At 65.4% G+C, this 21,570-nt stretch carries 19 protein-coding genes; 4 read left to right on the forward strand and 15 right to left on the reverse strand.

Annotated features, from left to right (window positions below; translation table 11 throughout):
- Positions 1 to 218: 218 nt before the first annotated feature.
- The 5 genes from EAH76_RS12280 to EAH76_RS12300 form a co-directional block, all read right to left on the reverse strand.
- Positions 219 to 428: a hypothetical protein gene (locus tag EAH76_RS12280; RefSeq protein WP_140850570.1), complete on the reverse strand. Its 210-nt coding sequence runs from the start codon at positions 426 to 428 to the stop codon at positions 219 to 221.
- 39 nt (positions 429 to 467) lie between these two features.
- Positions 468 to 2,954, reverse strand: a complete 2,487-nt coding sequence (locus tag EAH76_RS12285; RefSeq protein ID WP_161989034.1) for a zinc-dependent metalloprotease — start codon at positions 2,952 to 2,954, stop codon at positions 468 to 470.
- Positions 2,955 to 3,018: 64 nt separating this feature from the next.
- Positions 3,019 to 4,632, reverse strand: coding sequence for an amidohydrolase (locus EAH76_RS12290; protein WP_140850572.1), 1,614 nt, complete (start codon positions 4,630 to 4,632; stop codon positions 3,019 to 3,021).
- Between the two features lie 44 nt (positions 4,633 to 4,676).
- Positions 4,677 to 7,664 (reverse strand): TonB-dependent receptor domain-containing protein, encoded by a 2,988-nt coding sequence (locus tag EAH76_RS12295; protein ID WP_140850573.1) that lies wholly within the window; start codon positions 7,662 to 7,664, stop codon positions 4,677 to 4,679.
- A 427-nt stretch (positions 7,665 to 8,091) separates the two neighbouring features.
- Positions 8,092 to 8,589 carry an Lrp/AsnC family transcriptional regulator gene (locus EAH76_RS12300; RefSeq protein ID WP_140850574.1) on the reverse strand — a complete coding sequence of 166 codons (498 nt, stop codon included), beginning with the start codon at positions 8,587 to 8,589 and terminating at the stop codon, positions 8,092 to 8,094.
- A gap of 326 nt (positions 8,590 to 8,915) precedes the next feature.
- Between EAH76_RS12300 and EAH76_RS12305 the strand changes: the two genes are divergently transcribed.
- From EAH76_RS12305 to crtI, 4 genes are all read left to right on the forward strand, one after another.
- A complete protein-coding gene (locus EAH76_RS12305) occupies positions 8,916 to 9,539 on the forward strand; it encodes a LuxR C-terminal-related transcriptional regulator (protein WP_140850575.1) in 624 nt (207 codons plus the stop codon).
- A 255-nt stretch (positions 9,540 to 9,794) separates the two neighbouring features.
- Positions 9,795 to 10,562 carry a bacteriorhodopsin-like gene (locus tag EAH76_RS12310; RefSeq protein ID WP_140850576.1) on the forward strand — a complete coding sequence of 256 codons (768 nt, stop codon included), beginning with the start codon at positions 9,795 to 9,797 and terminating at the stop codon, positions 10,560 to 10,562.
- A 70-nt stretch (positions 10,563 to 10,632) separates the two neighbouring features.
- A complete protein-coding gene (locus EAH76_RS12315; RefSeq protein ID WP_241659678.1) occupies positions 10,633 to 11,511 on the forward strand; it encodes a Brp/Blh family beta-carotene 15,15'-dioxygenase in 879 nt (292 codons plus the stop codon).
- On the forward strand, positions 11,508 to 13,127 hold the full coding sequence (gene crtI, locus EAH76_RS12320) for a phytoene desaturase family protein (RefSeq protein ID WP_140850578.1): 1,620 nt from the start codon (positions 11,508 to 11,510) through the stop codon (positions 13,125 to 13,127). The genes EAH76_RS12315 and crtI overlap by 4 nt, the downstream gene beginning before the upstream one ends.
- Here the strand turns inward: crtI and EAH76_RS12325 are convergent.
- From EAH76_RS12325 to ribD, 10 genes are all read right to left on the reverse strand, one after another.
- Positions 13,124 to 14,059, reverse strand: a complete 936-nt coding sequence (locus EAH76_RS12325) for an NAD(P)/FAD-dependent oxidoreductase (RefSeq protein WP_140850982.1) — start codon at positions 14,057 to 14,059, stop codon at positions 13,124 to 13,126. The genes crtI and EAH76_RS12325 overlap by 4 nt on opposite strands.
- A 92-nt stretch (positions 14,060 to 14,151) precedes the next feature.
- Entirely contained in the window at positions 14,152 to 14,577 is a 426-nt protein-coding gene (locus tag EAH76_RS12330; protein ID WP_140850579.1) for a fasciclin domain-containing protein, read from the reverse strand.
- Positions 14,578 to 14,872: 295 nt separating this feature from the next.
- Positions 14,873 to 15,661 (reverse strand): hypothetical protein, encoded by a 789-nt coding sequence (locus EAH76_RS12335; RefSeq protein ID WP_140850580.1) that lies wholly within the window; start codon positions 15,659 to 15,661, stop codon positions 14,873 to 14,875.
- Positions 15,662 to 15,956: 295 nt separating this feature from the next.
- Positions 15,957 to 17,330, reverse strand: a complete 1,374-nt coding sequence (locus tag EAH76_RS12340; protein WP_140850581.1) for a cytochrome P450 — start codon at positions 17,328 to 17,330, stop codon at positions 15,957 to 15,959.
- Positions 17,331 to 17,388: 58 nt separating this feature from the next.
- Entirely contained in the window at positions 17,389 to 17,841 is a 453-nt protein-coding gene (locus tag EAH76_RS12345; RefSeq protein ID WP_140850582.1) for a hypothetical protein, read from the reverse strand.
- On the reverse strand, positions 17,838 to 18,380 hold the full coding sequence (locus tag EAH76_RS12350) for a GNAT family N-acetyltransferase (RefSeq protein ID WP_140850583.1): 543 nt from the start codon (positions 18,378 to 18,380) through the stop codon (positions 17,838 to 17,840). Before EAH76_RS12350 ends, EAH76_RS12345 begins: the two co-directional genes overlap by 4 nt.
- A 7-nt stretch (positions 18,381 to 18,387) precedes the next feature.
- Positions 18,388 to 18,807, reverse strand: coding sequence for a 6,7-dimethyl-8-ribityllumazine synthase (gene ribH, locus EAH76_RS12355; RefSeq protein WP_140850584.1), 420 nt, complete (start codon positions 18,805 to 18,807; stop codon positions 18,388 to 18,390).
- Positions 18,807 to 19,994, reverse strand: coding sequence for a 3,4-dihydroxy-2-butanone-4-phosphate synthase (ribB, locus tag EAH76_RS12360; RefSeq protein ID WP_140850585.1), 1,188 nt, complete (start codon positions 19,992 to 19,994; stop codon positions 18,807 to 18,809). Before ribB ends, ribH begins: the two co-directional genes overlap by 1 nt.
- A complete protein-coding gene (locus EAH76_RS12365) occupies positions 19,942 to 20,565 on the reverse strand; it encodes a riboflavin synthase (protein ID WP_140850586.1) in 624 nt (207 codons plus the stop codon). The genes ribB and EAH76_RS12365 overlap by 53 nt, the downstream gene beginning before the upstream one ends.
- A gap of 3 nt (positions 20,566 to 20,568) precedes the next feature.
- Entirely contained in the window at positions 20,569 to 21,540 is a 972-nt protein-coding gene (gene ribD / locus EAH76_RS12370) for a bifunctional diaminohydroxyphosphoribosylaminopyrimidine deaminase/5-amino-6-(5-phosphoribosylamino)uracil reductase RibD (protein ID WP_140850983.1), read from the reverse strand.
- Positions 21,541 to 21,570: the final 30 nt, after the last annotated feature.

A 21,570-nucleotide genomic window follows, 5' to 3' on the forward strand; every position in this document is an offset into this window, starting at 1 on the left:
ACGGTTTGTTGCACTATGTGTCCTTTTGCTAAAGAATATTCATACTTCCTTGTATTTCGATACCTCCGGTTTCCATCCTTGATACGCCGCTGCTCCTGCTGGGCGTTCCCTTCCCCGTGCTCTTCGCAACCGGGGTTCGATCAGTCCTGATTACTGGGCGGGGGTTCGCCGCCATGGTGATCTGCGGCTAGGGCTGCCGGCCCGCAGCCGGTTTGCCGTCAGACGGCCGAGCCAAAGCGCGCAATCACGTCCGCATGTCGCTCCATCCCCGCGCGGATCTTCGCACCGAACCAGTCGAGCCCGCGAAAGCGCAGCGATGGGCGCCCGACGAAATTGAGGTTGCGCGCAATCCCCGCGACGAGCTGGCGCCGCCCGCGAGGGTGGCGCCGTTTTCGGATCCATTCGGCAACGATCCGGCGCCAGCTCACGTAGCGCGAAACCGCCGCCGAAAAGCGCCCGAAACGCCCTCACCCCCCGAGCGGCGGCCCAGGCGGCAACGGGAAGCGCGAGCGGGGGCCCTGGCCCCATTCCGGCGCGGCACTCTTCGGCGCGTTCGCGACGGGGTCTTCGAGATAGCGCGCGATGTCGCGGGCGGACTGGCGGTAGAAGGCCGTGGTCAACGCGTCGGGCCCGGAGCGCGTCTTGAGGCTGGTCGCGAGGCGATCGAGCCGGTCGAGGATATAGGCGCGCGCCTCGGGCGATCCGTCCTTCGATCCGCCGAGCATCATCATGCCCAGCAGCGTCACCGCCTGCACCTGGCGGCGCAGCGATCGCGCCTGCGGGGTCGCGTCGGCCGGCGCGTTCCAGCTGTTCGCCAGCACGGTATCGACCAGTTCGGGAAAGGTCAGCGCCCCAGGCTGGCGCGCCGCCAGCGCGACCATCCGCGCCGCGCGGTCGGCGTCGAACAGCGGCTCGATCACCTGCGCGGCGAGGATCCGCGCCGCGCGCAGCTGGTCGAACACATCGTCTTTCGACAGATCCTCGAGATTGCGGCCGGGCGTCGGCGTCAGCTGGATCAGCAGGCTTTCGGGGATCTCGAGGTTCTTCGGCGCAAGCGTCTCCATCAATTGCGCCAGGATCGCGCGCTGGCGGTCGCCCGCGATGAACTCGGTCGGCACCAGCGGATGCGCCTCGTCCTTCACGCTGATGTTCTGCACCATCCCGCCGATATATTTGACCGCGGATTCGATCGCATAGCGCTGCTGCAGATAGACGATCCACAACCGCATATCGCGCAGATTGCCGAGCGGCTCGCCGGGCTTGAGCATCCCCGCGCCGTATTGGGCGAGCGCGATCTTCCGCACCGCCGCGGTCTCGCGCAGATTTTCCTCAGGCGTTCCGCGGTCGTCATACCAGGTCCAGCGCGGGTCGCTGTCGAGCGTGAAGACCACGCCGTGGTCGCGCATGTCCTTGACCACGCCGTCGAGCCCGGCGCGCTCCTGCGGCACCGCGAACGGCGTGTAGGCGTAGCGCACCATATAGGTGTCGTAAGCGCCGATCGACTTCATGAACGATTCGCTCAGATCGAGCTTGCCGTTGGTGACCTTCACGCGCGGCGTGGGATATTCCATCACCGACGACCGGTCGTTCTGGTTCGCCGCCCAATTGTGCTGGAAGCCGAGCGTATGGCCGAGCTCGTGCGCGGTGAGGAGCGCCTGGCGCAGCAGCACCATGTCGCGCTGCGCCTTGGGCATCGTGTCGAACGCGGCGGCATCGACGATGCTCGGATCGGCGACGGTGATGCCCGAACCATCGACCGGCAGCCCGCCGCGATACGCGTTGTAATAGCTCGCGATCGTGCGCATCCGGAACGTGTCCATATGCGTCTTGGCGCCGAGCGTCTCGCCGGTGCGCGGGTCCGAATAATTGCCGCTCGAGGAGAAACCGCGCTCGTCGCGCTGGATCCACAGGACATAGGCGTAGCGGATGTCCATCGGGTCCATGTCGGCCGGCGCATCCTCGGCATGGATCGCATTCTTGAAGCCGGCCGCCTCGAACGCTTTGTTCCACCATAGCAGCCCGGTCTTCATCGCGGCGCGGATCGGATCGGGGATAGCGGGGTCGAAATAATAGGTGATCGGCTTGACCGGTTCGCTCAGCGCCGCGCCCGGATCCTTCTTCTCGAGCCGCCAGCGCGTGATCCACTGCGTGTCGGGCGCCTCGTCGAACGGCTTGGAGAAGTCCTTGAAGCGGATCGCGCTGACGCCGATGCGCGGATCGGCCTCGCGCGGGACATAGCCGGTCGGCGCTTTCAGGAACGAATGGTGGATGCGCATCGTGAGCACCCCTTGATCCGGGGTCACCGCGCTGATCGCCGCGCCCGGCGCGTCGGAGGTGAAGGTCGCGATGGTCTCGATCTCGGTGTTTTCAGGGAACGCCTTCATCCGCTTGGAGTAGAAGACGCTGCGCGCCGGATCGAACTTGAAGTCGCCCATCTTGGCGCGCTTCAGGCGCGTGGTGATGCCGGCCGCGTCGCGCATGAACAAAGCGGTCGCATCGACGACGACCTTGCCGCCCATGTCGGATTCGACCGGAAGCACCGCGAGCACCGAACTCGGGAAGGAATCGCTGACGCCTTCCTGCGTCTTGGCGCTGCCGTGCACCGCGCGATAATCGAGGTTGATCCGGTTGACGACGACCTTGCCGCCCGAGCGGACGAAATGGATCACCGAGCTGTACAGCACGCCGCGATCGAACGGCGCCTCGACCGAACCGGGATTGGTCGCCGCCGAGACGTAATAGAGAATGTCTTCGTCGAACGCCGGGACTTCGAGCAGCACGCGGCCCTTCGCGGGCTCCCAGGTGAAGGGCATATAGCCGTCGAAGCGCTGGCCTTCGGCTTTGGCAGTCGAAGGAGGAGCAGGCGGCGCGGCGATCGCATTCGCTGCCGGCAGCGACAGCAAGGCGAGCACGGCTACGCCCCGGCTCAAAACGGCGATCGTCGGACGGTTCATCATCAGGCTCCTGGTCACGCGCGCAGCGGCGAACGGGCGACCCACCGGGCCGCCCGTCGACAGATCATTTGGTCGGGTCTTTGGCGGCGTCGCCGGGATAGGCGATGCCGAGCTGCGCGAGATAGGTCGGGTATTTGCTCTGGTCGTAATAGAATTTGGCCAGCTGCGGCCGCATCTTCTCCATCAGATCGTGGTTGAGCCAGATCGCCGGCGTGTCGCTCGCGGTGATCAGCGGCGCATAGGTGTCTTCCTTGAACTGAACGTTCTGCTGGAAGTCCTTGGCCTTGGCGATCAGGCTCGGCGTGGTCATTAGATCGAGCACGGTCAGCGCGACCGCCTTGGCGCCGGCGACTGCGCCCTTGTGCGCGATCGGCGTCGCCATCGCGATCGCGGCGAGCTTGTTGTGCGCGATCATGCTCGGGATGTTCGACGGGAAGCGGATCGTGATCGTCGGCACGGTCCACATGATGTCACCGACATCGTCCGAGCCGCCGCCGATCGAGCGTGGCCGATTGGCGGGGGTCGAGAGCTCGGCGACCTTGGTCGCCAGCGGCTTGACCTCGCGCTTCGTCACCGTCTGCACCGTCTTGGCGAAGGCCTGGTCGTCGGCCGACCATTTCGGCATGCCGACCGCCTGGATATTGGCATAGGCCGCCTCGGCCATCGGCCGGTTGCCGTAATTCGGCGCGGCATAGCCGAGGATGCGATGCTCGACCGTCGTGCCGGTCTGCTTGGCGGCGCCCTCGGCGATGTCGTTGCCGATCTTGTACAGGCTGGCGACGTCCTTGAAGGTGCGATCGCGGAAATAATACCAGACCGAGGCGACGTCGGGCACCACGTTGGGCTGGCCGCCGCCGTTCGAGATGACGTAATGCGAGCGCTGCGTGACGGGGAGATGCTCGCGGCGGAAGTTCCACGCTGTGTCCATCAGCTCGACGCCGTCGAGCGCGCTGAGGCCATCCCACGGATCGCCCGCGGCATGCGCGGTCTTGCCGTGGAAGGTATATTCGACCGAGACCATCCCGTTGCTACCACCTTCGCCCCAACCGGTGCTGAAGTCCGAGCTGACATGTGTGAAGATGTTGGCATCGACGCCCTTGAACAGCCCGTCGCGCACGTAATAGGCCTTGGTCGCGAGCAATTCCTCGGCGATCCCCGGCCAGACCAGCAGACGCCCCTTGATGCCGTGCTTGACCATCACGTCCTTGGCGGCGATCGCCGCGGCGACGATCAGCGGCATCCCCGAATTATGCCCTTCGCCATGCCCCGGCGCGCCCGCGACCATCGGCGTCAGTCTGCCGGTGCCGGGATATTGCGACACGCCGAGCAGGCAGTCGATGTCGCTGCCGAGCGCGATCAGCGGACCGCCTTCGCCCCAGGTCGCCTTGAACGCGGTCGGTATGCCGGCGACGCCGAACTCGACCTTGAAGCCGTTCTTCGCCAGCAGATCGGCGATATACTTGGTCGACTGGACTTCCTGGAAACCCGGCTCGGCATAGCTGAACACCTGGTCGACCGCCTTCGCCACCATGTCGGCATGCGCATCGACGCTGGCGATCGCTTCCTGCTTGAGCGCGTCGCTGGCCTGTGCGTGCGCGACGGTCGCCGAGAGCGACGTGCCGATCATCGCGGCACCGGCGATCGCCCGGACCGCGGCGGAATAGTTCAGAGGCTTCATTGTATCGACCCTTTGTTTGGACACGGTTTGACGGGGGAAACGGATCACAATTTGACGCGCACACCGACGCGGTAGACGCGGCCGAGCACGTCGTAGAGCGAGCGGTTGGTTTGCGGATAAGCGGGCGTGTTGTTGCCGGTCGGGCCGATCGCGACGAGCACCGGATCCTTGTCGAGGAGGTTCTTGACCGCCACGAACAGCTCGAATTGCGACCCGTGCGACTTGATCGTGTAGTTCGCATTGAGGTCGAAATAGAAGGCGCCGGGGATCCGGTTGGTGTTGACCGTGTGATAATCCGAGCTCGACGCCGGGCAGTTGGTCGAGCAGACGATGTAATTGTTGTTGTAGACGCCCGGGCTCACCCCGCGCGCGACGAGGGATGCGCCGAAGCCGCTGCGGAAATCATAACCGGCGGTGAAGCGGTAGGTCCATTTCGTCAGGCCGCCGGTATTCTGCCCTGCATCATCGGTGATCGCGGCGACGCCGTTATTGGTTTTGAGTCCGATCGCATAGCTGGCGAGCGCGCGCAGCGACATGGTGCCAGCGCCCAATTCGTGATGATAGCTCCCCTCGAAATCGATCCCCTGCGTCTTGATCGAGACGAAATTGGTCGGCTTGATCTCGATGCTGGTGATCGCCAGCCCCGGCGTCACCACGCCGCGCCCGCCGGTGGTCGAGATGAACGAACAGGCCGATTGCAGCCCGGCGGTATAGCATTGGTCGACCAGCGTCTGCGCGACGAGCGACGAGATCGCGCCCTTGAGGTTGATGTTGTAATAATCCGCCGAGAAGGCGAAGCCGGGCAGGAAGCGCGGGGTGAGGACGACGCCCGCGCCATAGGTCATCGCGATTTCGGGCTTGAGCGCGGAATTGCCGACGGTCGATTCGTTGAACTGATCGGTCGCGACCCCACCCGTCGCCGTCGGACGGTTGACCGTGTTGGTGCGCCCGGTGCCCGACGCGAACAGCTCCTGCAGATTGGGCGCGCGAATGTCGCGCGACACGGTACCACGGAACTTGATGTCGGGGATCATCTGATAGGTCGCCCCGGCCTTCCAGGTAACCACCGTGCCCGAGGTCGAATAATCGGTGACGCGCACCGCGCCGTTGAAATCGGCGCCTTTGATCAGCGGCACGAGCAGCTCGGCGAATGCCTCCTTGACGGTGTACTTGCCGGTGGTGGCTAGGTAATTGCCGTAGATCCACGTGCCCGAGGTCACGCCATTGGCGACGACCGGCTGGAACAGCGGATCGACGAAGCCGCTCACCGCTTCCTCGCGATATTCGGCGCCGAACGCGAAGCCGACCGGGCCGGCGGGCAGGCGGAACAGGCTGTTGGTGCGGATGCTCGCCGCGGCGACCTTCTCGGTCAGGCGCTGCAACCGCGTCGGTTGCTGGCCGCCATACATCACGTAATTGATCGCCGCTGCGCTGGCGACGCCCGTGCCGATCCGGTTGATCGGAACGCACCCATTGGTCGGCGCGGTCAGCGATGAACGGCACACCGGCGTCCCCGCCGCGACACCCAGCGCATTGCCGGCGGGCGCGGCGACCGCGTCGGTCGCCAGCGCCAGACGCGCGAGGTTCCAAGCGTTGGTCAGCTTTTCGGTCGTCTTGGTCATGCCGAACTGGTAGTAAGCGTCGTACTTCCAGTCGCTGCCGAGCACATGGAACGCACCGGCGACGCCGCCGACATAGCGATACACGTCGCGGGTATTGTCGCTGCCCTGCTGGCCGAGATCGACGTTCGAGGTGCCGATCGCGATCGTCGAGAGGTTGTTGGCGACCATCTTTGCGCGCACCGAATCGGGCAGATACGGATTGTTGACGCTGATCGAGACGCCGGTCGTCGGGGTCTGCTGGTAGAAACTCTGGCCGCGATATTGGTTGTAGGCGAACTGCCCGTAGACCTCGATCCCCGGCGTCACTTCATAGCTGAGCCGGCCGAAGCTGCTCTTGCGCACTTCGGACGGTTGAAGCGACGCGCTCGAGCGATGGTTCGCGCTGGTGATATTGTAATCGCCGCCGATCATCCACTGGCCGCTGGTCTGGCCGAAGGTCAGCTGGTTGACCGTCGCCTTGCCGGTCGCCGGGTCGACCGCGCCGAAATAGGTGCCCTTGAGTGGCCCGGTCGAGACGAGTCCGCCGGGGGTGAACTGCCCGGTTCCGGCGCCCGACGTGACGAAATATTCGGGCGTGCACCCGGCGATCGGCGTGCCCGCGACATAGCCCGCCGGCTTGGCGCAATTGCCGCCCGCCGCCGCCGAATAGGTCGGATTGTTGACGGTGAAGAATCCGCTGTCGTTCCAGTCGCGTGCGATCGTGGTGACGCCGATCTGCTTGAAATATTCGCCCGCGATCGTGACGTGCAGCTTCCCGTCGAGAAAGGCATGTCCCGCGGTCAGCGCCACTTTGTAGTTCGGCGCGTCCCCGTAGGTGGTGATGCCGTTCTCGGCCGACAGTTCGAGCCCGGTGAAGCGCTTGTTGAGGATGAAGTTGACGACGCCCGAAACCGCGTCCGAGCCATAGGCCGACGACGCGCCGCCGGTGACGACCTCGACCCGCTGGATCAGCGACTGCGGGAAGGTGTTGACGTCGACCTGGCCGGTCGTGGTCGAGGCGACCGAGCGCTGGCCGTCGAACAGAACGAGCGTCCGGTTCGCGCCGAGATTGCGCAGATTGACGCTGTTGATGCCGGCAGCACCGTTCGACAGCGAACCGTTCGAGTTCGACGACGTCCCCGAGCCGCGCACCGCGGGCAGCGTGTTGACGAAGTCGGAGATGTTGGCGGGGACTTCGGCGCGCAACTCCTTGGTGCTGATCACGCTGACCGGGGTCGGCGCGCTATAACCGTCGCGCACGATGCGCGATCCGGTGACGACGATCTCGCTGCCGTCCTTGTCGCCATCCGACGGCGTCGCGGGGAGCAACTGCGCGGTATCCCGGGGCGGCGTGCTGACCGGCTCGATCTGCGCCTCGGGTTGCGCGACCTGCGCGAAGGCCGGATGCGCGATGGCGGAAAGGGCGATCATGCCGGCGGTCCCGAGCCAGCGATTTCGTGAACGACGGCTGTGTGTCTGTGCAACGGCGACAGTGAATCGTGTCATAGTATCCCCCCGAGAAACGCACGTCGCCCGGGCACCCACTCCAATCACGGTCTGCTCGCCCATTCGCGGCGGCGAGACTCTCGTATGCAAAGGGACAGACACAGAGCCGACACCGCAGAACACAGTGCCGCGGTGACCGCGAACAGTACCGCGGCATCCAAAATGTCGGTTGTGAGAACCCCTCTCTCGAAGCAGAGGCTAACAGAAACGCGGATGCGGATTCCGCTAAACTTCGGCGAAATCGTGACAGTTTGGTTGCGATTCCTGCGTGATCTGTATTATTATTGCAGATATCAAACGCGCTCGAAATCGATTGAAATAAGAATATCGCGTTTCGAGCATGATTCGGTTGTCAGGTCGTGCGCGAGGTCAGCACCGCCGGCGGCACGCTGCGCTGCATGACCTCCCGCAACACGAAACTGCTGCGGACGCGCGCGACGTGCGGCAGCGTCGAAAGTTCGCTGCGATAGACCCGGTCGTAATCGGCGAGCGAGCGGACATGGACGATCATCAGAAAGTCGGTGCTCCCCGATACGAAGCTGCAATAGGACATTGAGGGGCAGGCGATCACCGCGGTCTCGAACTCGACCAGCGCGGGCTCGGCTTGCGAGCTCAGTTCGATCATGACGATGACGACGATGCCGAAGCCGAGCCGTGCAAGGTCGAGATCGGCCGAATAGCCGCCGATCGCGCCACTCTCCTCGAGAATCTTTCGGCGCCGCGCGACTGCGGTACTAGACAGATTGACGCGCTCGCTCAGCGCGACGTCCGAGGATCGGCCGTCAGCGCTCAGCTCGCGCAGGATTCGATAGTCGGTCGCGTCTATCGCGTCTGGATTGGCGTCGTTCATTGCTACCCCCCGGTAGAGCGACCGTCGGGAGTCCGATGGCGCTCGACACTTTTGCGCAGTGCAGCATAAATTCAAACTTGACGCACGAAAATGTTGCAGAAAGGAGCCATGCCTTTTCCAACCAATGCCTTGCCAGGTGTTCGCGCAAGATATTGTCGAGTGTGGACGATCGGCCATCTGCCCCCACGGTTAGACTCGAATCGTCGTGCCTGGGCAACGCGCGCAATCTTGACGACGGGAGCGCTCTTCCCAATTCCCAATAATTCGAGTGCCACACCGTCGCGCCGCCGGTATGCAGGCCGATATGCATCGGACTCGCAGCTGACATGGCACAACAGGCCGATTTCCTTCCCACGCGGGACCGGCATTTGCGTCTGGTCGCCGATAGTCCGATTCCCTCGGTGATCAGCGATCCGCGGTTGCCCGACAACCCGATCGTCGCCTGCAACGACGCCTTCTGTGAGCTCACCGGCTATCCGGTCGAGTATGTCGTTGGGCGCAACTGCCGCTTCCTGTCGGGCCCGGCGACCGAACCGTGGCTGACCGAGGAGATCCGACGCGGCGTGCGCGAGCATCGTCCGGTGCTGGTCGAGATTTTGAATTACAAACGCAGCGGCCAGCCGTTTCGCAATGCCGTCCTGGTCGCGCCGATCTATGACGAGAATGACGCGTTGCTCTATTTCCTGGGGTCGCAGATCGAGATCGATTCCGGCGCGGCGACGCCGTCGAGCATGCGCCGCATCCGCGCGGCGGAGATGGTCAAGGCGCTCTCGCCACGCCAGGGCCAAGTGCTAAAGCTCGTGGCGAACGGCCTGCTCAACAAGCAGATCGCCGCCGAGCTCAATCTGGCGGAAAGGACCGTCAAGATGCACCGCGCGATCCTGATGAGCCGGCTCGATCTGCATACGACCGCCGACCTCATCCGCCTCGCCGTCGAGGCCGGCCTGTAACGGCATACGATCTCGGTACGGCACAAAGCCCGTATCGGCGGACGATCCCCTTCAGTCTAAACCTCTTTCGTCGCCACAGCGGCGTTGCCGTGCACCTTCAGCCATTCGGTGCGCGGTCAGGCTCACCCTCGGCCATCTGGCGCTGCTGTGGCGACATATTCGGGAGATACAGGTCCATCTCAACAGGGTTGGCGAAATCCCGGATCGAGCCTGCCCGGCGCACCCGTGCCGCGGATCAATGCGACGGAGACTCCCATGGATATCGTCACGCCCTTCCAATTCTCGCTGGTCTACAACGCGTTTTCCTTCACCTTCGCGGCGATGGGGGCCGCCACCGCCTTCCTCTGGCTCAGCCGCGGACAGGTCGCGCCGGCCTATCGGACCGCGCTCACCATCTCGGGGCTGGTCACCGGCATCGCCGCCTATCATTATTTCCGGATCTTCGAGAGCTGGAACGCTGCGTACGTCTTCAAGGACGGCGTGGTCACCGCGACGGGTTTCGCGTTCAACGATGCCTATCGCTACGTCGACTGGCTCCTCACCGTGCCGTTGCTGCTGATCGAACTGGTGCTCGTGATGCGGCTGTCGCGCGAGGAGACGTCGTCCAAGGCGATCCGCCTCGGCTCGGCCGCGGCGCTGATGATCGTGCTCGGCTATCCCGGTGAAATCGCCAGCGACATTCCGACGCGCGCGATCTGGGGCACGCTCTCGGCGATCCCGTTCCTCTACATCGTATGGGAATTGTTCAGCGGTCTCGGCGCCTCGATCAAGCAGCAGCCGGCCGGCGCGCAGAACCTCGTGCGCAAGGCGCGCTTGCTGACCTTCGCGTCGTGGGGTTTCTACCCGATCGTCTATATGGCGCCCTATGCCGGGCTGACCGGTGGGACCGCGACCACGACGATCCAGATCGGCTATACGATCGCGGATATCGTCGCCAAGGCCGGCCTCGGGATCCTGATCTTCCTGATCGCGGTCCGCAAGTCCGAGGCTGAAGCCGACGGGCATAAGGGCTACGCCGCCTGATATCATGACGGCGCTGACCTACCATCCAACATCACCGCGTCGTCGTGCTCATCCGGGGCGCGGCGATGTCGTGTATCCGGCCTATTGGATCGCGGCGACGGCGCTGATCGGGGCGGCGCTGCTCGGCGTGCCGCTGGGGCAGCCGGCGGCCGTTGCTGGCGCGACCCTCGTGTTCATCGGCGGCGGGCTGCCGCACGGGGCGTATGACATCGCGCTGTTGCGGCGTTCGGTCGCGCTGGGCCGATCGGGCATGGGGCTCGCGGTCGGTGGGTATGCCGCGATCGCCCTGCTGATGGTGGTGCTCTGGATGACGGTGCCGCTGGTGGCGCTGGTGCTCTTCCTGGCGGTCGCTTCGGTGCATTTCGGCGAGGATTGGCAGATGCTCGAGGAGCCGCTGCTGCGCTTTGCCGCGGGCGCGGCGGTGATCGCGGCGGCGACGATCGGCCATCCAGCCGAGGTGTCGGCGCTGTTCGTCGCGATGAGCGATCCGCGCGCTGCGGTGATCGCCCAGATCATCACCGCGGCCGCCCCGGTCGCCTTGCTGGTCACCGCAATCGGGATTGCCGCGGCGTGGCGCGACGGGAGCCGACACTGGGCCGCGGCGATGGCGCTATGCTTCGCTCTGCTGCTGGTCCTGCCGCCAGTAGCGGGCTTCGCGTTGTTCTTCGTCTTCCTGCATTCGCCGCGGCATCTGGCGCAGACCCGCGTCGTGTTACGCGACATGACGCTGGGGCGATGGCTCGGCACGGGCGCGCTGTTGTCGAGCCTCGCCATCCTTGGCTGGTGCACAGTACGTGCGATAGCACCGTGGAGATTCGAGCCAATAATCGTGGCACAAGCGTTTCAGCTATTGGCATCCGTCGCGGTACCGCATTTGATGCTCTCGCGCTGGCTCGAAGGGCGGCTCTCCGCCGCACCTTCCTCTGAAGAAAAGACCCTGACCGCATGACTCGTCGTACCGCTATCGTGATCGGCTCCGGCATCGGTGGAATCGCCTGCGCGATCCGCCTGCAGAGCCTCGGCTTCGACACACGCATCGTCGAGCAGCTCAATGACGTCGGTGGCCGCGCCTATGTCCGGCGTGCGGAGGGGTTCACCTTCGACATGGGGCCGACGGTGCTGACCGTCCCGCATTTCATCGAGGAGCTGTTCTCGCTCGAGCGCGATGTGGCGATGCTGACCGCGCCCGATTTTCCGGACGACGTGCTGGGCGATGGCCAGCGGATCGTGTCGGGCATCAGCGGCGGCCCCAATACCAGCCGCTATCTCGACATCGTGCCGGTGCTGCCCTTCTACCGGATCTATTTCGACGACGGCACCTTCTTCGATTATGACGCCGACCCGGTGAACGTCCGCGCACAGATCGCACGGCTCGCGCCCGAGGATCTCGACGGCTACGATCGCTTCCACGAGGCGGCGCGCGCGATCTTCCAGCGTGGTTTCCTCGAGCTCGGCTATACCTATTTTGGCAGCCTCGGGTCGATGCTGAAGGTCGTGCCCGACCTGCTCAAGCTCGGTGCGGTCCAGCCGCTGTTTTCGCTGATCAGCAAATATTTCAAGAGCGACAAGATGCGGCAGGTGTTCAGCTTCGAGCCGCTGCTGATCGGCGGCAATCCGCTGAAGGTGCCGGCGATCTATGCGATGATCCACTTCGTCGAGAAGACCTGGGGCGTCCATTACGCAATGGGCGGCACCGGCGCGCTGGTGAAGGCGCTGGTCGTCAAGTTCGAGGAACTGGGCGGAACGCTGCAGCTCGGTGCGAAAGTCGCGCGGATCGACATCGAGAAGCGCGGCCGCCAGCGCGTCGCGACCGGCGTGACGCTCGCATCGGGCGAGACGCTGGCGGCCGATCTCGTCGTCTCCAACGCCGATTATGCGACCACCTATCTCAAGCTGATCGACACGGCGCACCGCCGGATCAATCGCGATGTCGTGGTCAAGTTCCGCAAGCAGAGCATGTCGCTGATGGTCATCTATTTCGGCTATGAGAAGCGCGAGGGCGACCCCGACGTACGGCACCACAACATCATCCTGGGCCCGCGCTACGAAGAGCTGCTGACCGACATTTTCGAACGCAAGATCCTGGCCGAGGACTTCTCGCAATATCTGCATGTCCCGACGCTGACCGACCCCAGCCTTGCGCCGGAGGGGCATCATGCGGCGTATACGCTGATCCCCGTGCCCAACACACTGGGCGACGTGGATTGGGATGCGGTGGGCGAGGGGTTCGCCGACAAGGTGCTCAATTTCCTCGACGACCGCGGCTACATTCCGGGCCTGCGCGAGCGGCTGGTCTATCGCAGCTTCGTGACGCCCGATTATTTCGAGCAGGTGCTCGGCGCCTATGCCGGCAACGGCTTCGGCGTCGAGCCGCGGTTGACGCAGACCGCCTTCTTCCGCCCGCACAACCGCAGCGAGGATATCACCAATTTGTACCTCGTCGGCCAGGGGACGCAGCCGGGCGGGGGGACGCCGTCGGTGATGATGTCCGCCAAGATGACTGCGCGCGAGATCGCGCGCGATTATGCGGTCGATCCTCGGATCGTGGCGGGTATGCCCGCTTAGCGACCGGCTGAAAGGATCCGGTCGGCGAGCATCCGGCCGGACAGCCACGCGCTTTCGATCCGCGGTGCCAGCAGCCAGTCGCCGACCGCGCCGATCCGCATCGCATCGTTCCACAGCGCACCGTGCTGCGTTGCCTTGGCGCGCGCATAGCGCCAGCGATGGCCGATCCGCACGACGGGGGCGGGCAGCGCCTGCGTTGCTTCCGCGGCCAGCGCCGACAGCAGCGCATCGACCACGCTGCTCGCGTCGTCCTCGAGATGATCGCGCGACCAGTCCGCCGTCGCCTGGATCACCCAGGCCTCGGTGCCACTGCGGCCGGGTTTGGCACTGTTGCGCGCCGCCCAGCCGATGATGCCGGCGTCGCGGATGATGTCCTCGGCGATGGCGATCGGTTCGTCGAACGCCACCATCGCCGTCCAGCAGGGCGCGGACGGGCAGGCTTGCGCCATCGCGGCCATCGCCGGGTCGTGCGCCACCAGTAATGGGGCCGCCTGCTCGGCCGGCGTCGCGACGATCACCGCGTCGAACGGATCGTCGGCGACGGAGTCGAGGAACCACGACCCGTCGAAACGGCGGAGCGCATCGACGCGGCTGTTCCAGTGGACCGCCAACGGCTGCGCCATCGCTTTCACCACGGCGTTCATGCCAGGCGTCCCGACCCAGGCGTCATCGCCTGCGCTGGGCCAGCGCGCGACGACACCGGTGGCTTCCCATCCCGTCACGGTCGCCGCGAAGTGCTGGTCGCGCGCCGTGAAATATTGCGCGCCATGGTCGAACGCGACGTCGCCGGAGGGCGATTCGGCGCGGCGGGTCGCCATGCGCCCGCCAGCGCCGCGACCCTTGTCGAACACCATGACGGCATGCCCGGCTGCCTGGAGCGTTTCGGCGCAGGAAAGCCCTGCGATGCCGGCGCCGACAATGCCGATCTTCAGGGCGGGAGTCTTCATGCGTAGTCCAGTACGGTTCGATAGCGATCTTGCCAGCGACCGGGGGCGTTGCTGCCCCCGGTCGCTGGCGTCAAGGATCAGCCCTTGGGGAGCAGCACGGCGTCGATGACGTGGATCACGCCGTTGGTGCAGGCGATGTCGGCGGTCACGACCTTGGCACCATCGACAGTGACACCGTCCGTGCCATCGACATGAACCGTCGCACCGCCCGCGGTCGCGGGATCGAGCACCTGGCCCGCGACGTCGGCTGCCATCACCTTGCCCGGGAGGACGTGGAGCAGCAGGATTGCGGTCAGCTTTTCCTTGTTTTCTGGCTTTACGAGCTCATCGACGGTCCCGGCCGGCAACGCTGCGAACGCGTCGTCGGACGGCGCGAAGACGGTGAACGGGCCGTCGCCCTTCAGCGTATCGACCAGGCCGGCTGCCGTGACGGCCGCGACGAGTGTCGTGAAGGCGCCTGCGGCGACGGCGGTATCGACGATGTCATGGGTCATATCGGTCATGTCTGTTCCTCGATTTGCAGCAGGGTCCAGGACGGAACGAACGGTCTCGAACGGCCTGAAATGGGCGAATCCTGCAGGCGTTGTTTTACCCACGCGATGCCCGTCGCATCGCCCGACCCTGTCCTCAATACGGGCTTTGAACCATCTTGCGCGTGATCCACCGCTGCGAAAGATCGCGTTGGACGCTGCGCCTATCGACCGGCGCTAAGGACAAAAAGGAAGGCCGCGCCTTGGCAGGGGCGCGGCCTTTGCATTTGCCGGACACAGGTGGCGATTGATCGCCACCGCGATCGCCTTATTGTTTTTTGAGCGTGTACTCTTCGGTCGTCCCTGCCTTCATATTGAACGCCTTCATGGTCATCGTCGTCTCGTCCTGCGGGATGTAGGTGTAGGTCCCGATTGCCGTACCGTTGACATAGTCGGTTTCGACGAACCCCGTGCCAGCCCGCTTCAACGCGACCATCGCCCCCGCTTTGTCCCCGACGAAAGGCGTTTGGGGACCGTCGAGCTTGGCGGCATAATGCTCGCCCGTTCCGAGCGTCATCGTCACCACGTCGTCCACCATGCTTATTGTTGCGACGAGATTCTCCTCGGCGATCTGCGCACCCTCATTGATCCCGACCCAGGAACCGCTCGTAGCGTGCGCCCCCGCAGGGGCGGGGCCGACGCGTTTCGCCAAGCTCGAGCTTGCTATGGACTTACCCAACGCATTGTCGGCCGAGACGGATGTGAACGTCAGGGTGTTGCCGTCGGGCGAGACCGCAACTTTGGTCGAGCTGATCGAAACGCCTTTGCGATAGCGCGTCCATTGCAGCGTAGCGGGGTCGATCAACGCGACCGATCCCGCATCCCAATAGTCGCGGCCGGCGACCGGGTGGACCTTCCCATCGGCAGCGATCTTGTACGGCGGGGCGCACGAGCTGCAGTCGTACATCCCATCCTTGATTACGAAAATGTCCGGCTTTGTCGATAGTTTGGCTGTGGTGGTATCGGCCTTCCATGTGCCGTCGATGCTGCTCCGCGCCAAAGCTGGCGTGGCGAGCGTGAATAGCAGTCCGGTCAAAGCGACGTTCAAGCGATGCATCGAATTTCCCCTGTCAAAAGATTGTGACTTTTATACTAGGGCGACCCGTGCCGGGTTTACGGACAAGCTGGATCGATCGCAATCCTCACGACGATGATCTCGCGGGATGCGGGCATAGTCGCTTCAAGAACCGGTAAAAGTCTTGGGCGCATTCGACTTTTTCTCAGGCAGCGTCAGAGCGGTAGCGCAGCGGTGGACGACCGAGGTTCGCCTGGAAGGCAGCAGTTGGTGTGCCCCTCCCGCCTGCGTTCTAATTCAACCCGCATCGACAGGACCATGCGCAGCCCGACTCCCGTCACCCCAGCGGAACGAAGCGCAACGGCAGCCCATCCTTCGGCCGCGGGATCGGCCAGGCCTGCCACTCTGCACCGGCGTCGGGATCAAGCTCGATGCGATAGCGGCTGAGCAGATGCGCGATGAGGATGCGGATCTGCATCGTCGCGAAGTGCAGCCCCAGGCACATATGCGCGCCGCCACCGAACGGCACCCACGCATATTTATGCCGTGCGCGCACCGCCTCGGGGGTGAAGCGCAGCGGGTCGAAGCGCTCGGGGTCGGGCCATAGCTCGGCCATGGTATGCGTGTAGGCGACGCTGACGCTAACGGTCGTCCCGGCCGGAATATGATAGCCGCCGAAGTCGAACGGCTTGATCGCACGGCGCGGCAAGGACGGCACCGGCGGGATCAACCGCAGCGATTCCTTGAACGCCATGTCGGTCAGCACCAGCCAGTCGAGCTGCCCATAGGCCAGCCCGCCCGTATCGTTGCGGCCAAGCTCCGTGATCTCGGCGCGCAGTTTCTCCTGCCATTCGGGATTGCGGCCGAGCAGCATGACGAGGCTCGTCGCCGACGAGGTGATCGTGTCGTGCGCCGCCATCATCAGAAAGTTCATATGGTCGGCGATCGCATCGGCGGCGAGCGGTTCGCCGGCATCGTCGGTCGCGCGGCAGAATTGCGAGAAGAAGTCGTGCCCCGCGCCCGCCCGCCGCGCGGGGATCTCGCGCTCGAACAGGTCGATCAGATAGGCGCGCGCGCGCACGCCCTTGCGCATCTGCGAGCCTGGCAGGGGCACGCGGATCGGCGTGATCGAGGCCTGCACCTCATCGACGAACGCCTGATTGATCCGCGTCGCCTCGGGACCGAGCGGCATGCCGAGAAAGCTCTCGGCGGCGAGATCGAGCGTCAGTTCCTTGATCGCGTCATAGAAGCGTATCGGCTGGTTGCCCCAGCCGGCGACGGTGCGCGCAATGCCACTGTCGAGCGTCTCGGCATAATGCCGCATCGGCTCGGGCTTGAACGCGACCGACATCACGCGGCGGTCGGCGCGGTGCTTGTCGAAATCCATCAGCATCAGCCCGCGCGGAAAGAGCAGGTTGAGCAACGGCCCCCAGCCCTGCTCCGACGAGAAGACGCGGTCGCGGTCGAACAGGACGAGTTCGTTCGCCTCGGGGCCGATCAGGCTGACGGTCGGCCCGCCGAACGCATTGTTGCGGAACACCGGGCCGTAGCTGTCGATCATGTGACGTCCGAAGCGCACCGGATCCTTGAGCATGCGGAAGGTGTTGCCGACGAAGGGCAGCCCATCCTCGCCGGGAATGTCGCGAATGTCCCCCTGCTTCTGCCGCGGCAGCCAATGCGGATTGGCTTTGAAGGTATGGGCGTAGGCCATCGTCGCGCTCCTGCTTACTGACATCGGTATAAGTAAGGAGTCGAGCGCTGGGAAGGGATTAGGGTGGTGTTTCCGCGCCGAGCGAGTCGAGCCAGCGGGTGACCCAGCTGGTACGGCTGCTCGACATCGCGCCGGCGAGCACGACCGCGACCACCACGACCGGCAGCAGCCAGTCGGGATCGATCAGCGCCGCCAATACCACGACGAGCATAAGGCCGATGCTCAGCAGACCGAGCGCGGCGATGCGGCGTTCGCCTTTGGGCGACAGCGCGATGACGCGCGGGCCCTTGCGGTCCCAGTTCGGCGAGGTCGTCAGCAAGCGCCGCCCCTGCGCATCGCGTACGCGGAAGAGAGCCGCCACGAGCGGCGCGCCGATGCCGTCCCCCGCCGCGATCGGATCGGCACGATGCCGGCCCGGCACGATCGATGGCTGGTCGGCCCAAGTGTCGATCGTGAGCAGCCGCCCGTCGCGCTCGACGATTTTGTAGCGCGGGGGCGGCGGCTTGCTCATCTGCCGCGCCGCGCGCGCCACTCTGCAGCGCTCTGGCCCCAGGCATCGACGCGATAGTCGGCGAGCGGCGGCGGCAAGCTGGTCGGTCCGCGGTTGGTCGAGCCGAGGCGCTCGGCAAGCCGGATCGAGCGGTGATTGTCGGGCGCGATTGTGTGGATAACGTCGCTCCAGCCGAGACGATCGAACGCATAGTCGATCGCGGCGACCGCGGCCTCGTACGCATAGCCCTTGCCGGCAAAACCGCTGGCAACGCCCCAGCCGACTTCGGTACCGGGCCAGCCCTCGGGCTGCCACGGTCCGATCCGCCCGACCCAGGCGCCCGTCTCGCGCTCGATCACCGAAAACATCGAGAAGCCGCGCGTCATCCACGCGCCGGCGCGCACCGAAAAGTCGCGCCACGCGACCGCACGCGACATCGCGCCGCCGAGATGCGCCATCGTCTCGCCGTCTGCGGCGAAGGCGGCATAGGCTTCGAAATCCGCAGGCTCGGGGAGCCGCAGGATGAGCCGGTCGGTGAACAGGATCGGCCCGGTCACCATCCCCGCCTCAGCCGAAGCGCGCTTTCAGCGCCATCATCGCGAGCGCCGCCTTGGCTGCTTCGCCGCCCTTGTCCTTCTCGGATTTCCGCGCGCGCGTCAGCGCCTGCGCTTCGTCCTCGGTGGTGAGGATGCCGTTGCCGATCGCGAGGCCGTCCATCGACAGCGCCATCAGCCCGCGTGCGCTCTCGCCCGCGACGATCTCGAAATGATAGGTCTCGCCGCGGATCACGACGCCCAAGGCGACGAAACCGTCGTACAGGCCCGTTTCAGCCGCCAGCGCGACCGCGCCGGGGATTTCGAGCGCGCCCGGCACCGTGATCGTCTCATGCTTGTGCCCGGCCGCCTCGATCGCAGCGCGGGCGCCCTCGAGCAGCAGGTCGTTGAGATGGTCGTAGAAGCGCGCTTCGACGATGAGCAGTTTGGCCATTATTCGCCCCCGGTGCCTGGAATGGCGCGCTCGTCGACGATCGACAGGCCATAGCCTTCGAGTCCGACCAGCGCGTGATGCGTATTGGTGAGCAGCACCATTTCCTCGACGCCGAGCTCGGCGAGGATCTGCGCGCCGACGCCGTAATCGCGCAATTCCTCGACCTCGGGCGCGCCCGCGCCCTTGCCCTCGCCGCGCAGCTTCATGAAGCGCGTGATCCCGTCGGACATGCGGCGGTTGATCACGACGATCACGCCGGTGCCCTCGTCGGCGATCAACTGCATCGCGCCCGACAGCAGGCCGGAGCGCTCATTCTCTTCGCCGAACACATCTACGAAGGTCGACAGCGTGTGCATCCGCACCAGTGTCGGCTTGGTCGGGTCGATCTTGCCCTTGACCAAAGCGACGGTCTCGTCGCCGGTCGCCTTATTGTGGAAGGTCATCGCCTTCCACAACCCGCCCCATTTCGATTCGAACGGCATTTCGGCGCGCTTCTCGACGAGATGGTCGTGGCGGCGGCGATAGGCGATCAGGTCGCGGATCGTGCCGATCTTGAGATTGTGAAGCTGCGCGAACGAGACGAGATCGTCGAGCCGGCTCATCGTGCCGTCCTCGTTCATGATCTCGCAGATCACACCCGACGGGTTGAGCCCGGCGAGGCGCGAGACGTCGACCGCAGCCTCGGTATGGCCAGCGCGCACCAGAACGCCGCCGTCGCGCGCGACGAGCGGGAAGACGTGGCCCGGCGTGACGATCTCTTCCTTGCCCTTCGACGAATCGATCGCAACCGCGATGGTGCGCGCACGGTCGGCAGCGGAAATGCCGGTAGTGACGCCGTCACGCGCCTCGATCGAGGTGGTGAAGGCGGTCTCGTGCCGCGTGCCGTTGTGGCGGCTCATCAGGCCGAGGCCGAGCTCCTCGACGCGCTTCTTGGTCATCGCCAGGCAGATCAGCCCGCGGCCGTGCTTGGCCATGAAGTTGATCTTCTCCGGCGTCGCCATCTGCGCGGGGATGACGAGGTCGCCCTCATTCTCGCGATCCTCGTCATCGACCAGGATGAACATCCGGCCGTTCTTGGCCTCGTCGATCAGTTCCTCAGGCGAGGACAGGAACCCATGGCGCAGCCGCGCGACTTCAGGCTTTGGCACGATAATGCTCCATGCGTTGCAGATAGCGGGCGAGGACATCGATCTCGATATTGACGTGTGCGCCCGAATGAAGATCGCCCAGCGTGGTCATCGCTTGGGTGTGGGGAATGATGTTGATCGCGAAATGCGTGCTGCCGTCGGTCTGGTCGGCGACGCTGTTGACGGTCAGCGAGACGCCGTCGACGGTGATCGAGCCCTTGGGCGCGACAAACGGCGCGAGCGCGGCCGGGACGGCGATGACGACCTTCCACGAATCGCCATCGCTGCTCGTCTCGACGATCGACGCGATGCCGTCGACATGGCCGGTGACGATGTGGCCGCCCAGCTCCTCGCCGAGTTTCAACGCACGTTCGAGGTTGAGCCGGCGGCCGGCGGTCCATTGCGCGGCGGGGGTGCGCGAGACGGTTTCGCCGGAGACATCAGCGGCGAACCAGCCCGACGCTCCGGGTGCGGACTTGTCGACGACGGTCAGGCACACGCCCGAACAGGCGATCGACGCGCCGAGATCGACATCCCCCATGTCATAGCCGGTCGCGACGAAGATGCGCAGATCGCCGCGCTCCTCGATCCGATCGATCGTGCCGATGTCGGTAATGATCCCGGTGAACATGGCCTACTCCCTGACGCGCTCGTAAACCTCGAGCCGGTCGCTGCCAAGGGTGCGCGCGTCGGTCATCGCCCAGCTGCCATGCGCCTCGGAAAGATCGGAGAGGCCGATGTCGGGCAAGGTCCGCCCGCCCCCGACGACGATCGGCGCGCGATAGAGCAGCAAGCGATCGACGAGGTCGGCGGAAAGGAAGGCGGCGGCGGTGGTCGGGCCACCTTCGACGAGCATGGTGTCGATCGCTTGGAGCGTGCCGATCGCGTCTGGCGCCGCAAGGTTTTCCCATGGCAGCGCGCAGTCGGGCGCCGGATGGTGCAGATCGGGCGTGCGCGACAGGATGAAGCGTCGCGGCGACCGCGCCTCGAGTCCGGGCAAGCGCACGTCGAGCGTCGGATCGTCGGCATCGATCGTCGCGCGTCCGACCAGGATCGCGTCGTGGCGCGTGCGTTCGAGATGCGCGTGCGCGCGCGCCTGCGGCCCGGTGATCCACTGACTCGCGCCCGATCCCATCGCGGTCGCGCCGTCGAGCGACAGCGCGAGCTTGAGCGTCACGGCGGGCCGGCCATGCTGGCGTCGCATGAGGAAGCCGACCATCGCCGAGCGCGCGGCGGCGGCGCCCAGGCCGAGATCGACCGCGATCCCAGCATCGCGCAACCGCGCAACGCCCGCGCCATTGGTGCGCAGATCGGGATCGCCGAGCGCGACCACGACGCGCGCCACGCCCGCCAGTTGCAGCAGATCGCTGCACGCGGGCCCGCGCGTCGAAATATGCGCGCAGGGTTCGAGCGTGGTATAGACGGTTGCGCCGCGCGACTTTTCGCCGGCTTCGGCGAGCGCCATCGCCTCGGCATGCGGCCGCCCACCGGGCTGGGTCCAGCCGCGCCCGACGACGATACCATCGGCGACGATCACGCAGCCGACATTGGGGTTGGGCGTCGTCCGCCCACGTCCGCGCTCGCCGAGCGCGAGCGCTGCGCCCATCCAGCGCGTATCGTCGGAAGCCGTGGTCAC

This window comes from Sphingomonas glacialis (assembly GCF_006439055.1).
Taxonomy (GTDB): Bacteria; Pseudomonadota; Alphaproteobacteria; order Sphingomonadales; family Sphingomonadaceae; genus Sphingomonas; species Sphingomonas glacialis_A.

What these genes read in the sequence shown, in the direction of transcription:
- EAH76_RS12285 (WP_161989034.1), bottom strand. Translation starts at nt 2,954, where the DNA reads ATGAACCGTCCGACGATCGCCGTTTTGAGCCGGGGCGTAGCCGTGCTC.
- EAH76_RS12290 (WP_140850572.1), bottom strand. Translation starts at nt 4,632, where the DNA reads ATGAAGCCTCTGAACTATTCCGCCGCGGTCCGGGCGATCGCCGGTGCC.
- EAH76_RS12295 (WP_140850573.1), bottom strand. Translation starts at nt 7,664, where the DNA reads ATGATCGCCCTTTCCGCCATCGCGCATCCGGCCTTCGCGCAGGTCGCG.
- EAH76_RS12300 (WP_140850574.1), bottom strand. Translation starts at nt 8,589, where the DNA reads ATGAACGACGCCAATCCAGACGCGATAGACGCGACCGACTATCGAATC.
- EAH76_RS12305 (WP_140850575.1), top strand. Translation starts at nt 8,916, where the DNA reads ATGGCACAACAGGCCGATTTCCTTCCCACGCGGGACCGGCATTTGCGT.
- EAH76_RS12310 (WP_140850576.1), top strand. Translation starts at nt 9,795, where the DNA reads ATGGATATCGTCACGCCCTTCCAATTCTCGCTGGTCTACAACGCGTTT.
- crtI (WP_140850578.1), top strand. Translation starts at nt 11,508, where the DNA reads ATGACTCGTCGTACCGCTATCGTGATCGGCTCCGGCATCGGTGGAATC.
- EAH76_RS12330 (WP_140850579.1), bottom strand. Translation starts at nt 14,577, where the DNA reads ATGACCGATATGACCCATGACATCGTCGATACCGCCGTCGCCGCAGGC.
- EAH76_RS12335 (WP_140850580.1), bottom strand. Translation starts at nt 15,661, where the DNA reads ATGCATCGCTTGAACGTCGCTTTGACCGGACTGCTATTCACGCTCGCC.
- EAH76_RS12340 (WP_140850581.1), bottom strand. Translation starts at nt 17,330, where the DNA reads ATGGCCTACGCCCATACCTTCAAAGCCAATCCGCATTGGCTGCCGCGG.
- EAH76_RS12345 (WP_140850582.1), bottom strand. Translation starts at nt 17,841, where the DNA reads ATGAGCAAGCCGCCGCCCCCGCGCTACAAAATCGTCGAGCGCGACGGG.
- EAH76_RS12350 (WP_140850583.1), bottom strand. Translation starts at nt 18,380, where the DNA reads ATGGTGACCGGGCCGATCCTGTTCACCGACCGGCTCATCCTGCGGCTC.
- ribH (WP_140850584.1), bottom strand. Translation starts at nt 18,807, where the DNA reads ATGGCCAAACTGCTCATCGTCGAAGCGCGCTTCTACGACCATCTCAAC.
- ribB (WP_140850585.1), bottom strand. Translation starts at nt 19,994, where the DNA reads ATGTCCTCGCCCGCTATCTGCAACGCATGGAGCATTATCGTGCCAAAG.
- EAH76_RS12365 (WP_140850586.1), bottom strand. Translation starts at nt 20,565, where the DNA reads ATGTTCACCGGGATCATTACCGACATCGGCACGATCGATCGGATCGAG.
- ribD (WP_140850983.1), bottom strand. Translation starts at nt 21,540, where the DNA reads ATGGGCGCAGCGCTCGCGCTCGGCGAGCGCGGACGTGGGCGGACGACG.